At 40.9% G+C, this 14,554-nt stretch carries 12 protein-coding genes and 1 tRNA gene; 7 read left to right on the plus strand and 6 right to left on the minus strand.

Annotated features, from left to right (window positions below; all coding sequences use genetic code 11):
* Positions 1-10: 10 nt before the first annotated feature.
* Positions 11-1,513, minus strand: coding sequence for a sensor domain-containing diguanylate cyclase (locus TH606_RS07380; RefSeq protein ID WP_068542496.1), 1,503 nt, complete (start codon positions 1,511-1,513; stop codon positions 11-13).
* Positions 1,514-1,777: 264 nt separating this feature from the next.
* On the opposite strand from TH606_RS07380, the gene TH606_RS07385 reads away from it, so the two are divergent.
* From TH606_RS07385 to TH606_RS07410, 6 genes are read left to right on the plus strand one after another with little or no spacing between them, the layout of a single operon-like run.
* Positions 1,778-2,881, plus strand: coding sequence for an SPL family radical SAM protein (locus TH606_RS07385; RefSeq protein ID WP_068542498.1), 1,104 nt, complete (start codon positions 1,778-1,780; stop codon positions 2,879-2,881).
* Positions 2,869-4,212 (plus strand): cytochrome c3 family protein, encoded by a 1,344-nt coding sequence (locus TH606_RS07390; RefSeq protein ID WP_068542500.1) that lies wholly within the window; start codon positions 2,869-2,871, stop codon positions 4,210-4,212. Before TH606_RS07385 ends, TH606_RS07390 begins: the two co-directional genes overlap by 13 nt.
* Entirely contained in the window at positions 4,178-5,341 is a 1,164-nt protein-coding gene (locus tag TH606_RS07395; protein WP_068542502.1) for a class I SAM-dependent rRNA methyltransferase, read from the plus strand. Before TH606_RS07390 ends, TH606_RS07395 begins: the two co-directional genes overlap by 35 nt.
* Positions 5,342-5,343: 2 nt before the next feature.
* The gene (polX, locus tag TH606_RS07400; protein WP_068542504.1) at positions 5,344-7,083 is read left to right on the plus strand and encodes a DNA polymerase/3'-5' exonuclease PolX; all 1,740 of its coding nucleotides are present in this window, start codon (positions 5,344-5,346) and stop codon (positions 7,081-7,083) included.
* On the plus strand, positions 7,059-7,898 hold the full coding sequence (locus tag TH606_RS07405; protein ID WP_068542506.1) for an exosortase/archaeosortase family protein: 840 nt from the start codon (positions 7,059-7,061) through the stop codon (positions 7,896-7,898). The genes polX and TH606_RS07405 overlap by 25 nt, the downstream gene beginning before the upstream one ends.
* On the plus strand, positions 7,895-8,512 hold the full coding sequence (locus TH606_RS07410; protein WP_082863566.1) for an exosortase C-terminal domain/associated protein EpsI: 618 nt from the start codon (positions 7,895-7,897) through the stop codon (positions 8,510-8,512). Before TH606_RS07405 ends, TH606_RS07410 begins: the two co-directional genes overlap by 4 nt.
* Here the strand turns inward: TH606_RS07410 and TH606_RS07415 are convergent.
* Positions 8,509-9,060, minus strand: a complete 552-nt coding sequence (locus TH606_RS07415) for a DJ-1 family glyoxalase III (RefSeq protein ID WP_068542508.1) — start codon at positions 9,058-9,060, stop codon at positions 8,509-8,511. The genes TH606_RS07410 and TH606_RS07415 overlap by 4 nt on opposite strands.
* 401 nt (positions 9,061-9,461) lie before the next feature.
* Here TH606_RS07415 and TH606_RS07420 point away from each other — a divergent pair.
* Positions 9,462-9,537 (plus strand) — tRNA-Asn (locus TH606_RS07420).
* Here the strand turns inward: TH606_RS07420 and TH606_RS12095 are convergent.
* The 4 genes from TH606_RS12095 to TH606_RS07435 form a co-directional block, all read right to left on the minus strand.
* Positions 9,496-11,082 (minus strand): recombinase family protein, encoded by a 1,587-nt coding sequence (locus TH606_RS12095; RefSeq protein ID WP_408033337.1) that lies wholly within the window; start codon positions 11,080-11,082, stop codon positions 9,496-9,498. The two genes, TH606_RS07420 and TH606_RS12095, sit on opposite strands and share 42 nt — an antisense overlap.
* Positions 11,083-11,160: 78 nt before the next feature.
* Complete coding sequence (locus TH606_RS07425; RefSeq protein ID WP_068542510.1) at positions 11,161-12,837, minus strand: DUF262 domain-containing protein; 1,677 nt, start codon at positions 12,835-12,837, stop codon at positions 11,161-11,163.
* Between the two features lie 83 nt (positions 12,838-12,920).
* A complete protein-coding gene (locus TH606_RS07430) occupies positions 12,921-14,015 on the minus strand; it encodes a hypothetical protein (RefSeq protein ID WP_082863567.1) in 1,095 nt (364 codons plus the stop codon).
* Positions 13,976-14,434 carry a hypothetical protein gene (locus TH606_RS07435; protein ID WP_068542514.1) on the minus strand — a complete coding sequence of 153 codons (459 nt, stop codon included), beginning with the start codon at positions 14,432-14,434 and terminating at the stop codon, positions 13,976-13,978. The genes TH606_RS07430 and TH606_RS07435 overlap by 40 nt, the downstream gene beginning before the upstream one ends.
* Between the last annotated feature and the right edge of the window lie 120 nt (positions 14,435-14,554).

The raw sequence follows: 14,554 nt of genomic DNA on the forward strand, positions 1-14,554 counted from the left end.
CCCGTCTCTATTATACCTCAACCGCTGTAACTCTATTTCTCCCTTGCTTTTTGGATACGTAAAGTGCTTTATCAGCAGCGGAAAGTAATTCTGTTATAGTTACCTTTTGTCCTGGTTTTATAGATGCCACTCCAAAACTCACAGTAATAGAAAAACAATATTTTTCACAAGTAAACTTGCTTTTCGCTATCTTTTGTCTCAATCTTTCTGCCAAGCTTTTTGCTCCATTAATATCAGTAAAAGGAAGTAAAATTATAAATTCTTCTCCACCATAACGGGCCAATATATCACTTTTTCTTGTTTCTTCTTGTAAAATATTAGCTAAGTTTTTTAGTACTTCATCTCCACACAAATGCCCATATTTATCGTTTATCTCTTTAAAGTGATCAATATCTAAGATAATTACAGATAAGAAGTTTTTGTATCTGTGGTATCTTTCAATTTCTTCTTTCAGTCTTTTTTGAAAATAGTGTCTATTATATAACCCTGTAAGGGCATCTTTTAGTGCTATCTCCATTAAAAAGCGATTTTTTTCTTTTAATTTTTTAGCTAATAATTCTGCTCTTTGTTTTTCTTCTTTAAGTTTTTGTAGGAGTAAGGCATAATTTAGATTTATACGCTGAAGCTCTCTATTGGCTTCTGCCAGTATTAAAGAATAGGGAATTATTTCATATTTTGGCAAGTCAAACATTTCAAATATTTCTTTAGTTTTATTGGCTGTCTTATCTATAATGTTTTCTATGTTTTGAAGAGATAATCCTAAAATATCAGTAGCTCTTTTTAGAAGTACGTTATATTTATCAACTGTGTTATTGGTGTAATATATACTTGAAATTCTATCAGCTAAATAAAGGATTTCTATTTCCTTGAAAAGATTTTTTGGTGCCTTATCAGGCTCATGATGATAGAAGATGTAATTTTCTAGATAAAAGGGTAAATTCCATATGGGAACAAGCTCTTTTCCAACTTCTGGATGGGTAACACCAAAAACTTTTCTTTCTGCTTCTATAATTGAAATTCCTTCTATTTTTTTGTCTTCTAATACCTGGATATAATCATTAGGACGCAAGTGATATAAAACAAGAATGCCTATATCCATCAAAAGCCCGCCCAAATAGAGCTTTTCCTGGGAGTAATTGCACGCTTCAGCCAGAAGACTGGCCGCCACCGCAGCCGTAAGAGACCTTCGCCAGAAATGAAGAAAATCAAATTTGCCTCCATCTTTTTTGGCGAAAAACTTTATCAAAACAAAAGATAGAGCGATATTTAAAAGCATTTCAGTACCAAGAATAGCAATAGCTGAGTCTAAACTCTCTATCTTTTTTCCACGAGAAAAAAACGGCGAATTAGCAATCTTTAGTACCTTTGAGCTAAGGGCTGGGTCCAAACGTATTAATTGTGCCAACTTTTCAAAGGAACCTTCCTTTACTGCATCAACAAGTTTAAAAGCTAATGGGGGAAAGGAGGGAAGATCAAGTTCTCTTTTTGTTGATAGATCTTTTAAAATTTTCATTTTGTCATCTAATAAAATTTCATCTGCTCTATAATTTTTCGGTAGTTAATAATTTTTGATTAAATTTTTTGAGACCCTTGCAGAATATTTTATTGGTGCCCCTGCGTGCTTCTGAGACTGCTTCATCGCGCCTTCGCGCTCCTCGCAGTGCTAATTGGGTGTCATTACTTTGGGATAGCTTCACACTAAATCCCTTTGCCCAAAAAAACTTTGTCTGACCCTCAAGTTTGTTTGCAACGTGAACGTAGGGTAGATTAAAGACTAATGTTGTTACCAGAAATAGAGAACTTATACGTTTCAGAAGAGGTAAAAGATAATCCTTACACGCAGGAAATATTGAATCGTCTGAAACTTGAACCAATTGTTTTGCCTGCAGGGGAAAAGCCGCCTAAACCTCTTTCTCCCTGGCCAGAAGTTTTATCCTGGGGGAAGAGAACTCTTTTTCTAACCGCCTATAAAGGCCGTTTTTTTCGTCCCTGCCCGGGCACTAAGAGTTATCTATGCTGTGGCTATCAGATATTTCATATTGGTCAGGGCTGCTCTCTTGACTGTACTTATTGCATCCTCCAGGCCTACTTTAATGAACCCTGGCTTACTTTTTTTGTAAATGTGCTTTCAGATGGTCTTGCACAACTTAAAGAAGGCCTTGAAAGCCGCCCTTTTACCCGCATTGGTACGGGAGAGTTTACTGATAGCATGATCCTTGAGCCTGTAACTCATCTTAATCCCTGGCTTGTTGAGTTTTTCTCTCGTGAGAACCGAGGGGTGCTGGAGCTTAAAACCAAAACCGTTTTTATTGATGACTTAAAAGGCCTTGAGCATAACCGGCGTACTATCATTGCCTGGTCTCTTAATGCGCCGTCTATTGTTGAAAGCGAAGAAAAAGGCGCTCCAGGCCTTACCGAACGCCTGAAAGCAGCGCAGATAGTTTCAGACTGGGGGTATCCGGTGGCCTTTCATTTTGACCCTATTATCCGTTTCTCAGGCTGGCAGGAAGAATACTCCTGGGTTATAGAGGAGCTTTTTAAACTGGTGCCAGCTGAAAATATAGTCTGGATAAGCCTGGGGAGCCTTCGTTTTATGCCGGAACTAAAAGAAATCGCTTATGCCAGATTTTCTCACACAAGCATTTTTAGTGACGAATTCGTAATCGGCCTTGACGGAAAAAGACGCTACTTCAGGCCAATCAGGGTTGAACTCTATAAGCACCTTTACCGCGAAATCAGAAAACACGCCAAAGATGTATGCGTTTATCTTTGTATGGAAAGCCCGGAAGTGTGGCAGGAATCTTTTGGGGTTACGCCATTTGAATTCGGCGGACTTCCCAAAATGCTTGATAGAGCAGCCAAAAGGGTATGCGGTTTTTAGTCCTTTTTTTCTTGGTGATTTTAGTCGGCTGTCAGAGCAAAGAATCAAAACCTGTTCTGCACACGTGTAAAGATTGCCATCATTACGAGCTTGATGAAAAGCATTCCTTTGCCTGCACCAGATGTCATGGAGGGAAAACTCCGGCTGCAAGCCCCGAAGAGGCCCATAAAGGCCTTATCGCTTCTCCGGCCTCACCGGCTAACTGGGAAAAAGCTTGTGGCTCCTGCCATGCTGAAAAAATAGAAAAAATAAAGAAAGCTTCCCATTTTACGCTTACCGGAGTGATAAACCCGGTGCTTGAGGCCTTTAACTTGCCTGCGGTTGCGGGAATAAAGGCCCTGCCTGAGCCAGAAGTCATAAAAACTAGGGAAGACCTGGTTTATGACCTTTTGCGTCGCCGTTGCCTGAGATGTCATCTTTTTTATAAGGGAGATGATTATGCTGAGACCAGAAGAGGCACAGGTTGTGCCGCCTGCCATTTATTTTACGGAAACGGTAAATTAGAGGATCATCGTTTTATAAAAACTCCGCCAGACCGCCTTTGCCTGCACTGCCACTACGGTAATCGTGTGGGTTTTGATTATTACGGCCTCTTTGAGCACGACTATCCTTATCCTTTTAGAAGCCCCTTGATTGATGGAGAACTTCCCCCGCGTCCCTGGGGGGTGGAATTCCACGAAATGGCTAAAGACGTGCATTTAAAGGCTGGTATGTCCTGCCTTTCCTGCCATACGGGAGAAGAACTTATGGCCGGGGAAAAAGGGCCTTCCTGTACAGACTGCCATAAACTTAAGCCCAAAAGCCCTTTTCACACCCCAGAGGTTTTAGCCAGAGTGCGTTGTAGTGCCTGTCATGCCCAATTTAGCTTCCAGGATCGCGGTTATTACCTTTTGCTCCATTACGACCCAGACTGGGAGGACTGGGCTGAATTTTACGTGCAGGGCTCTTCAGAAATTGAAAACTTTATTCTTAAAAATGCTCAAGGGGAGGATGCCACGCCTGTCATGGCAGATAAAATTTCAGGAAAGCCCCGCCAGGGCCTCTGGTTTTTGGGCTTCAAGGAAAGACGCTTTGAAACCCTTCCCCTTGGCCGCGATGAAAAGGGAAAAATCTCTATAATGCGGCCTTTGCTTGATTTGCACTTGAGCTTTGTAAATGAAGACGACGAAGTTGTTTTTGATGATTTAACACCCTTTGCCGTAAAAAGGAACCCGCAAAAGGCTTATCTGCCTTATAGCCCGCATACCATCGGGCGAGGTGATTCTTTCCGGGCGCAAAAGATACTGGAGATGCTTCATGAAGACCGCCGTCTTGAACCCAAAAGGCGTTAAAAAAATCCTCTCTCGCAGGCTCTGGTTAGAAAAGGCTGACTTTTTAAAGCTTCCCGAATTGGCCCCTGGAGAGTTGGGAAGACTTACCAGTAAAGAAGGCCATTTTCTGGCTATAGCCTACTTCAATCCCAAAAGTCGTATTGTGGCCCGTTTGCTCTCTTTTCAAGACGAAGAAATTTCGCAAGAGTTTTTCGTTAAACGTTTTAAAAAAACTTTTAGGGACAGGCAAAAATTATACCCTGGTGAAACCTGTTTCAGGTTAATTCACGGAGAAGGTGATTTACTCCCAGGGCTAACCGTTGACCTTTTTGAGAAAATAGCCGTGGTGCAGTTGGCCACGGCAGGCATGGAAAGCTTGAAAGGCCTGATACGCGACGCTTTGAAAGAAGCTTTCCCCCTTGAGGGCCTAGTTTTTAAAAACGATTTGCCGGTGAGAAAAGATGAAGGCCTTTCTATTTACGTGGAAAACGAAGGTATAGAAGGCCCTTTCTGGGCAAAGATTGATGGGCTTTATTTCCTCATAGACCCAATAGCCGGCCAGAAAACCGGCTTTTTTCTTGACCAGCGGGAAAATAGGAGAAAGTTTGCAAGCTATGTCAAAGAGAGCCTAGTTTTTGACCTTTTCTGCTACTCAGGGGCCTTTTCTCTTTACGCCGCCAGAGATGGAGCCCAAAAAGTTCTGGCTGTTGACCGCTCTTCTCAGGCATTGGCTTTAGCCGAGGAAAACGCCCGCCGAAACGGCCTGGCAGGCAAAATAACTTTTATTCAGGACGATATAGAAAATTTTTTACAATATGCCCCCAAGGCCCGGGCCATAGTCCTTGACCCTCCAGCCCTCATCAAAAAAGAACGGGCCTATCAGGCCGGTAAAAGGCTATACGAAACCTTGAATAACAAAGCTATCTCCCGGCTGGAAGACCGTGGCATTTTCCTTTCCTGTTCGTGTTCTCAGTTTCTTAAACTCAATGACCTGCTTTCTCTGGCACAAAAGGTGGCTATTAAAAATGGACTTTATCCCCAGCTCCTTGAAATAGGTCTTCAGGCTAGAGACCATCCAGTCTATCTACCCATGCCGGAAACATGGTATCTTAAAGCAGTATTTTTAAAAATCCTTGCCTTTGAGGGGTAAAGATGAGAAACAAAGAAGTGGCTGACATTTTTCGTAAGATTGCAGCTCTTTTAGAAATAAAAGGCGATAATCCTTACCGTATAAGAGCCTACCAGAGGGCCGCCCAAAACATAGAGGCCTTAACCGTTGATGTGGAAGAACTAGCTGCCAAAGGTAAACTTGAACGCATCCCGGGTATTGGTAAAGATCTGGCCCAAAAAATAGTAGAAATCCTTGAGACCGGCACCCTTCAAAAATACGAGGAGCTAAAGCAAGAAATACCTCCAGAGCTTTTAAAATTCCTGGAAATCCCTGGCTTTGGCCCGAAAAAGGCCAAGATCGTCTATGAAACTTTAGGTATAAAAACCATTGAAGAACTGGAAAAGGCCTGCCTTGAACATCGGCTCTCAAGGCTACCGGGCTTTGGCCCTAAAACTGAACAAAATATACTTAAAGGTATAAAACTTCTAAAACAAAAGCGGGGTCGTTTGCCCATAGGCCTTGTCCTTCCCTGGGCTGAAGAAATAGTAGCCCTCCTTAAAAAGAAAAGCCCGGTAGAGCGAATAGACGTGGCTGGAAGTATCCGTCGCCGCCGTGAGACCGTAAAAGATATAGATATCCTGGTCACCGCTAAAGACCACTTCAAAGTAATGGATGTCTTTGTTTCTCTGCCCGTGGTGGAAGAGATAATCGCCAAAGGTGAAACCAAGACCAGCGTTCGCCTGAAACAGGGCATACAGGTTGACTTACGCGTGGTGGATCCTGAATGTTACGGCGCCGCCCTGGCTTATTTCACCGGTTCAAAGGCCCATAACATCAGGATAAGAGAGCTTGGAGTTCAAAGAGGCCTTAAAATCAACGAGTATGGCATATTTCGTGGCCAGGAACGTATTGGCGGCAAGGAAGAGGAAGAAATTTTTGCGGCGGTGGGCCTTCCCTGGATTCCACCAGAACTCAGGGAAGACAGAGGCGAGATAGAAGCAGCCCTTGAAGGCAGGCTCCCTCAAATAGTGGCTTACGAAGAAGTAATCGGTGATGCCCATGTTCATTCTAAGTTCAGCGATGGCAGTGCTTCTATTGAAGAAATTGCGGCTTATGCCCGCAAGCTTGGGCTAAAATGGGTGGGCATTGTTGATCATTCTCAGGGGTTAAAGGTTGCTGGTGGAATGCCGATTGACAAATTAAAAGAAAAGAAAAAAGCCATAGAGGACTTTAACAAACGCTCAAAAGATGTAAAACTTCTCTGTGGTACCGAGGTGGATATTTTGGGGGATGGAAGCCTTGACTACCCTGATGAAATTTTAAAGGAATTTGACCTGGTGATAGCTTCTATTCACAGTGGCTTTAAACAGGGAGAAGAAAATATCACTGCTCGCCTGGTTTCCGCCATGAAGAACCCTTATGTGCACTGTATTGGCCATCCTACAGGTCGTCTTCTGGGCGAAAGAGAGCCTTATCCTGTTGACATGGAAACTCTTATAAAAACCGCCAGGGAAACTAAAACAGCGCTTGAGATAAATGCCTACTACAAACGGCTTGATTTAAACGATATAAACGCTAGAGCCGCCAAAGAGGCCGGGGTGAAGCTTCTTATTGGCAGTGACGCCCATATTCTTGACCAGATGAATTTCCTCCCCCTTGGTACGGCTGTGGCGAGGCGCGGCTGGTGTGAAAGAGAAGACATACTGAACACCCTTTCTTATAAAGAAATCAAAAAACATCTGCAGGGAATAACTTCATGGAAGCTAAAGCAAAAGCCATAACTCCCCAGAGAGAAATCCTTGCTGGCCTTGGCCTTTTTGGAATAGCCCTTCTTTATTTGTACTTTCCAGTGTTAAAAAATCTGGTGTGGGACTGGTGGCATGACCCCAACTACTCACACGGGTTTCTTTTACCTCTTTTCTCTGCCTATTTTATCTGGATAAATCGCCAGAAGATTGCGGAAATACCAGTAAAAACGAATTTCTTTGGCCTTTTTATTGTGTTAGGCGGGCTAGCCTTATTTTTGTTGGGCTGGGTAGCCGGAGAGCAGTTCACCCAGCGCTTTTCTTTTCTGCTGGTTCTTTACGGGGGGCTGGTTTTTCTTTTAGGCTGGCCGCTGGCCAAAAAATTAGCTTTTCCTGTATGGATTCTTGTTCTGGCTATTCCCATACCTTACGTGATTTATAACTCGCTTACTTTTCCTCTGAAACTTTTCGCTTCCAAAGTGGCTACAGAACTCCTCCAGTTCTTCGGTTTTTCTGTTTATCGCGATGGTAATATCATAGTTTTGCCCAATATGGTTCTTGAGGTAATAGACGCCTGTAGTGGAATTCGCTCTCTTATTTCGCTGCTTGCCATTTGTAGTATCCTGGCTTATTTCGTTCCTAAAACAGTCTGGAAAATCGTATTGCTTCTTTCAACGGTGCCTATTGCCATAGGGGTAAACGTCCTGAGGGTGTTTATTACGGGAGTGCTGGCTTATCACTTTGGCCCCAAAGTGGCTCAAGGTTTTTTTCATACCTTTTCAGGCCTTGTTGTTTTCGGTCTTTCTATTGCTTTGGTTTTAATAGTGCATAAATTGGTGGTTCGAAGATGATAAAAAAAGCTATTTTTTTAGCGGTGGTGTTGGTCCTTTTTTCTTTTGTATTACAGGCGGTTAGCACCATTCATCCCGTGCCTATTAAAAAAGATTTGGTCCTTTTCCCGCAAGAGATTGCCGGCTACAAGCTTGCTAAAGAAGAAAAAATGCCCCCCAAAGTAGAAAAAATACTCGGGGTGGATAATTATATCATGCGTGATTATTGCCGAAACCACCTCTGTATAAGCCTTTATGTGGGGTATTTTGAAGAACAGCAGGAAGGGGCCATGATTCACTCTCCCAAACACTGTATGCCTGGTGGTGGCTGGCTCCCTATAAGCGATAGCATTATTTCTCTTGACACTGCTAACGGCAAACTCAAGGTAAACCGCTTTGTCCTTCAGAAGGGCGATGAAAAGCTTTTGGTGTATTACTGGTATCAAGGGCGAGGGCGCAAAATTGCCAGTGAGTATGAAGACAGGCTTTATCTTTTGTTTGACCGCCTTTTTAAGAGGCGTTCAGATGGCGCCCTGGTGCGCCTAATGGTCCCTTTAAAGAAAGGGAACGAAAAAGAGTTACAAGAATTTACCAGGGCGCTTGTGCCTGTGCTTGACCAGTTTTTACCCTCTTAAGGCCAGTTTACTAACATTTGCTTGGCCACTTCTTTTGCCTTTTCTTCCCCGGCTAAAAGAGCAAGAAGGGTAAAGGCAAAGGGCATGGCTGTGCCAGGCCCCTGGCTGGTAATGATATTTTCGTCAACAACCACCGGGGCGTCTTCGGGCTTGGCTTCTTTTAGCTCATTTTTTAGTGAGGGATAAATGGTAGCTTTTTTGCCTTTGAGAACGCCAAAGGCGGCCAGTGCTCCTGGTGCAGCACAAATAGCCGCGCACTTTTTGCCTTTTTCCTGCATTTTTTGAATTAAATCTTTGACTCTTGAGTCTTTTTTGAGGTTTTCCACTCCAGGAAGCCCGCCTGGCAAAATTACCATGTCAAGTTCGTCGGGTGATAACTGGTCAACAGTGGTATCAGGGACAATTTTTACGTTCCTGGCACTGGGGATAGGGGCATCTTCAAGGCCGGCAATAACTAAATCAACTCCACCACGGCGTAAAACATCTATGACTGTTACAGCTTCAAGTTCTTCGTATCCAGGAGCCAGTAAAATAGCAACCTTGGCCATGGTCCACCTCCGTTTTTTCTTTCAAACTGTCAATTGTTAGAGGAAAAGTCAAGTTATGATTAGAGGGAGGGGTTACATTTAGAGAGACCTTTGCAAAACTATAAAAATATTTTTTTACTTTAAGGGAAGATTGCTTCGCCACTTCGTGGCTCGCAATGACGAGAAGGGGAACGTGGCTCGCAATGACATCTTTACCTGTCACTGCGAGGAGTGCGCAAGCGCGACGAAGCAGTCTCAGGAATTATCAGATTACTTCGCTCGCAATGACAGCCCCGGTCTGTCAATGCGAGGAGATCCCTTCGCTTTGCTCGGGACAGGCGAAGCAGTCTCAAGAAGATATTTTGCAAAGGTCTCTTAGAGTCTTGACAGGAGAAAAGGAGAAGGCTAATTTTTAGAGCAGTTCCCCGGTAGCTCAATCGGCAGAGCGGTGGGCTGTTAACCCATAGGTTGCAGGTTCGAGTCCTGCCCGGGGAGCCATTTGAAGTTTTCTTCGAAACCAACCGCCTTCGGCAGATTCAACCTTATTTCTTCCTCTGGCATTTCAAAGAAATAAATGTTGATTTGGGAGGGAGTGAAGACTATCTCTTTAATCAACATCTTTAAAAGTCCCTTCTGCTCTGGTGGGCTTAATTGAGGAAAGATTTTTGAGAAGTATTTGAAAGATTCCTTTATAAGTTCGGTATTCAGGATATACTCTTTCCACCTTTGAATTTCGGTCTCTACGGTTTCAAGCTCCCTTTCCAGCTCCTTCAACTGCTTATCAATCTCCTCTATCTCCTTCAACAAAAACCGCTCCGCCGCCTTCCCTTTGATTTCCACTAACTGCCTTGTATATTTCCTTCCTTTATCCTCAAGCTCTTTTATTCGGAGCTTCAGGATAATCCTTTTTTCTTCCAGCTTATTAACCTTTGCTTTTGCTTCCGCTGAGGCATTGTGAACCAATCTGTAAAGCAGAATTTCATTTTGGGAAATTTCCCTCATCTTTTCCAAAACTAAATTCTCCATAAGGTCAGCTCTGATGCTTCCGCCTTCACAGGTTCCCCTTCCTTTGTGCTGATTAGTAGTGCATTCGTAATAAAAATACCTTCTCCCCTTCGATTTAGCCCATGTCGGCGTCATAAAAGCACCACAAAATCCACACTTTAAAAGTCCCTCAAGCAAGAAGTTGTGTTTAATTTGCCTTTTGACGCTACTGGTTCTTTTGTAATTACTTTTGATAATTTCCTGAACCAAGTTGAAGGTTTTTTCGTCAATTATCGGGGTATGCTGTCCCTCGTATAGCTTCCCCTTGTACTTGATTTTGCCTATGTAAACCGGATGTTTTAAGACTCTTGCTATATAGGTATCAGTAAAATCGCTTCCACCCTGCTTTTTACCTCTACGGCTGATAAACTCTTTTGTTTTGTAACCGTGTTCATTCAGCCACTTAGCAACTTTGGTATATGATGCGAACTCAAGGTATTTCTCAAAAATAAGTTTAACGACTTTGGCTTCTTCTGGGTTAACAATCAGTTTTCCATCTTTTAAATCGTAGCCTAACGGAGGGTAGCCACCGTTCCACAAGCCTTCCCTTGCCCTGTGCTCCATCACATCAAGGGTTCTCTCCGCCGTCTGCTCCCTTTCAAGCTGAGCGAATACCATAACTATCCTGACTACAGCTCTACCGATTGCAGTTGTGGTGTCAAAGTTTTCGTGCAGAGAAACAAGATCAACATGATGGTTTTGCAGGAAGTTGTAAATCTTCTCAAAGTCAACGATTGAGCGGGAGAGTCTATCAAGCTTTTTAACGACGAGCGTATCTATTAAACCGTTTTCTACATCCCTTAAAAGCTCCTTAAATGCTGGCCTGTTTGTATCCTTAGCGGATTTTCCTTCTTCCTTATAGACTTTTACTACCTTCCAGTTTCTAACCTTGCAAAACTCCCTTAGCCTTTCTTCCTGCTCGTCAAGGGATTCCCCTTCTGCAACCTGCCTTTCGGTGGAAACTCTTATGTATAGCCCGCATCTTCTGTCCTCATTCATTGGTCTGTCCAGCTCTTTTGTTGATTACTTTTCGAGCCATCGGTCAATATCCTTAGTTCTTAACTTTCATTTATAAAGTCATCTTAATAAACCAGTCAATTTTTCAATCATATCTTTAGTCCGATTTTCTATATCTTCTTTTCTCCATTCTGTTTTGCGCATTATGTGATTTATACTTGGAAATGTAGAAATACTACCTTTAAAATATCTTTCCTTCTTTAGGTCAAAATCGAGGTTTGATAAAGAAGAATTTTTTCTACGATTTAATAAAACCAGATTTCCTAATTTGTGTTTATATTCCTCTATTTCTTCTTCCGAAAACCATTCTCTCCATTTACTGCTTTTGGGCGGATTCTGCGGTAGTATGTGCTCTATGCTGATTCGCGAATAGTTACCAATAAATTGAGAATTATCTTGCATCAAATATTCATACTTTAAAAGAACATATTTTACGAATCTTTTTCCATAACCATTTCCCGATAAAGTATTTTTTAACTCGCTTACTTCTATCTTGAATACATCTAGATCTTCTAATACCTCCTTAGGAGTATCTGTTTTATCTATTTTCTTTATGATTCTATTCATATTTTCAATTCTTTGAGTTGGAGTAAAATATAAAATCCAATCACTGCTAAATTTAAATTCTAACTTTTTCAAAAACTCCAACAACAACTCATCACCAAACTTTTTATAAAAGTGAAGCAATGGTGGGATCCAATCAGTGGATGGTAAGGCTATTTTCATTATTGTTATTAAGTTTTTATATGCATTGTTTTCCTGAGCAGATTTTTCAGATAATGGTTCATTATTTGGCGAGAAATCTATAATTTTCGTATATATGGTATAATACTCTTCCAATATATCTACAGTTTCTTTTCCCTTAGTTAATTTTTTCTCCTTATATATTTTTTCTTCGAACTCCTCCAGTAAACTTTTCCTGGCCTTCTCTTTAAGTAATATTGTTCTAATAAATCCTAAAAATCTATCGAAATCCTCTCCTAATTCATTTTGTATATCTTCCCACTTCTTAGCATACTTTTCTGCCATTTCCTTACTTTCAGATTTTTCAATTTCCCCAATATTTATGGCTTTTAAGATATCAGCATTCGTCAAAGGTATCCCTCTGGTATTAAGAATTGTAAATAATCTAAACGCATCATCAAAATCTTCAGTTGCAACATATATAAAAACGACATTATTGAAAATAAAATCGATAAATCCTTCTATTTTATCTTCTTTATCACTAAAGAACTTATCAATTGTTTGAACAGCATCTCTCATATTTCTAACAGATATGTCTTTATTGCTTTGAACTATTTTATTTTCTAAAACGAATCCTCTTAAAAATTTATCAGAATCACCTCTTATTTTATAGACTATTCTCGGCATTTCTGGTATTCTTTTTACACGAATAGCCTTTTGAAATAAACTTTGCTCAATTGCTTCTTTTGTATCCTTCTCACTTGTTTTATCCTTAAGAATACGAAGCATAAGTGCAAAAGTAGTTAGTCTTTGCTGACCATCTAATACTTCATATTCGTTAAATGAACTTTGAACAACTTTTTTCAAAACCAATGAACCAACGAAGTACTCATCCTCTAGGTTATTCTCATAAGCAAACCATAAATCCTCTAATAAATCGTTGATATTATCTGATGTCCACACATACGGTCTTTGATATTCTGGGATCAAAAACCAAAAGTCCTCAAAGAGTTTGTTTAAAGTTATTTTGTCAGAGTCTATTTTTTTTCTCACCTCTGTACCTCCTAAAAGTGTTGTTGAACATATCACCTAACTTGCTACTTCTTCTACTACCCAAAGCATTTTACAACCGTCTCTCATGGTACAAAAATGGTGAAAATACCCCATGACACAGCAAGCCCTTTAACCTGATTGTCGGCTGATAAAAGAATAGCATTTTCCTCAATGCATGTTTTCATAATTAAATCATCTCTCTCCTGAGTAGTCATTTTTTCGAATTTAGAAGGATTAAATTCCCCCACTTCTTTTAGCTTAATTCTCCCAATAGATGCAAATTTTCCGAGTCTTTCAAATTCCTTTTTACCGCCTTTGGTGTCACACTCATATCTAACAACTGCGGGGATTAGAATGGTGAAATCTTCAAAGAATTTACTTTTTTCTAAGTCCTTCCCCAGCAAGCCTCTATTAATCACATTGCTATCTGGCACAATAAAACTGCAATAGTATCGTAAAGTAAAATTCAAATCTTCAATAGGTCCTCTGCAACTCGGGCATCTCGCCGTAAATCCTTTCCCTCCGGATGTGAAAAGAACTGCTTTAGAGGTTGTCCCACATGAAGGACAAACTACTGATAAAGCTCTTATATTCAACCTTCCTGAGTCTAACTCTTTTTTAAAGTCTTCTGACAGAAGATTATCCCTAATTGGAGGAATGATTTTCTTGACTTTGCCTTTAAGCCCCTCAATTTTTCTAATAGTCGAGAACGACCGTTTTATAAACCATGGCCATGGTTTCCCTGAACTATACCATTTTTTGAGCCATTCTAAAGTTTGTTTATTCCCCGCATTTCCAGAGCCTATTGAAATTCCATCTATCTTATAATCATCATTTTCGTTTATAGCTTTTATTACCGCTTCTCTATTTCTTTTAGCAATTATAGAAGCTACTCTTGCCTCTAAATATGTATCATCAGATTTTCGTGCAATAATGATTTCAGCTCCTTGTTTTTCCAAAAAGTTAAGAAATCGCTTAAGTGTAGGTCCTATACCATAATCGTCAATCACTATTCTGCACTTTCCAATATCAGCTTTCCTGAAAAATGAAGCCAGAATACGCTGATAAACAACATCCATAATTTTGTTAAGGTTATACCTGTCCACATGCCAGGGCGGTATCTTTTCTTCTACGAACTCTAAACCGTCGCTGATAAATTGGGAAATTTGTCTGAAAATATTATCCCAATACTCAAAGGAGTGTGCTTTCTTTGTATATCTGCTGTAGAAACTATCTTCTCCAACTGCGAAAAAAGATGGCTGGGAATAATTACACCTACAAGATGAGTGTGTCCAACAAGTTCACCTTTTCCAGTCTCATCTAATCCTATTAAAAATTCTCTTGTAGGCTGAACAAAAACCGAACCAACTAGAGAGTCAATATAATCCCACACCTCTTCCACAGCCGGATCTTGGGAATTTGAAGGAGTACTGTAAAGAGTGCCACTTGTATAAAAAGTAAATGTGCTATCGGAAAATTTTATTCTCCATCTTTCGGAGGCATTTTTTACTTCCTTTTCTTCTCCCCCTTGCTGCAACAAATATTCTTTTACCTTCTCTCCTTCCTCTTGGTTCAATTTCCATTTTCGTCCGCTCATTTGTATCGCCTCCTTCATATGTTCAACATTGTACAGCATAATATACAGAAATACATTAAAAGTCAAATATATTTAAGGCGGCGGAGCGTTTTTTGTTGAAGGAGATAGAGGAGATTGATA

This window comes from Thermodesulfatator autotrophicus (assembly GCF_001642325.1).
GTDB lineage: Bacteria > Desulfobacterota > Thermodesulfobacteria > Thermodesulfobacteriales > Thermodesulfatatoraceae > Thermodesulfatator > Thermodesulfatator autotrophicus.

Coding starts and splice junctions, on each gene's coding strand:
- TH606_RS07390 (WP_068542500.1), top strand. CDS start 2,869: ATGCGGTTTTTAGTCCTTTTTTTCTTGGTGATTTTAGTCGGCTGTCAG.
- TH606_RS07380 (WP_068542496.1), bottom strand. CDS start 1,513: ATGAAAATTTTAAAAGATCTATCAACAAAAAGAGAACTTGATCTTCCC.
- TH606_RS07415 (WP_068542508.1), bottom strand. CDS start 9,060: ATGGCCAAGGTTGCTATTTTACTGGCTCCTGGATACGAAGAACTTGAA.
- TH606_RS07410 (WP_082863566.1), top strand. CDS start 7,895: ATGATAAAAAAAGCTATTTTTTTAGCGGTGGTGTTGGTCCTTTTTTCT.
- TH606_RS07435 (WP_068542514.1), bottom strand. CDS start 14,434: ATGAGCGGACGAAAATGGAAATTGAACCAAGAGGAAGGAGAGAAGGTA.
- TH606_RS07395 (WP_068542502.1), top strand. CDS start 4,178: ATGAAGACCGCCGTCTTGAACCCAAAAGGCGTTAAAAAAATCCTCTCT.
- TH606_RS12095 (WP_408033337.1), bottom strand. CDS start 11,082: ATGAATGAGGACAGAAGATGCGGGCTATACATAAGAGTTTCCACCGAA.
- TH606_RS07405 (WP_068542506.1), top strand. CDS start 7,059: ATGGAAGCTAAAGCAAAAGCCATAACTCCCCAGAGAGAAATCCTTGCT.
- TH606_RS07385 (WP_068542498.1), top strand. CDS start 1,778: ATGTTGTTACCAGAAATAGAGAACTTATACGTTTCAGAAGAGGTAAAA.
- polX (WP_068542504.1), top strand. CDS start 5,344: ATGAGAAACAAAGAAGTGGCTGACATTTTTCGTAAGATTGCAGCTCTT.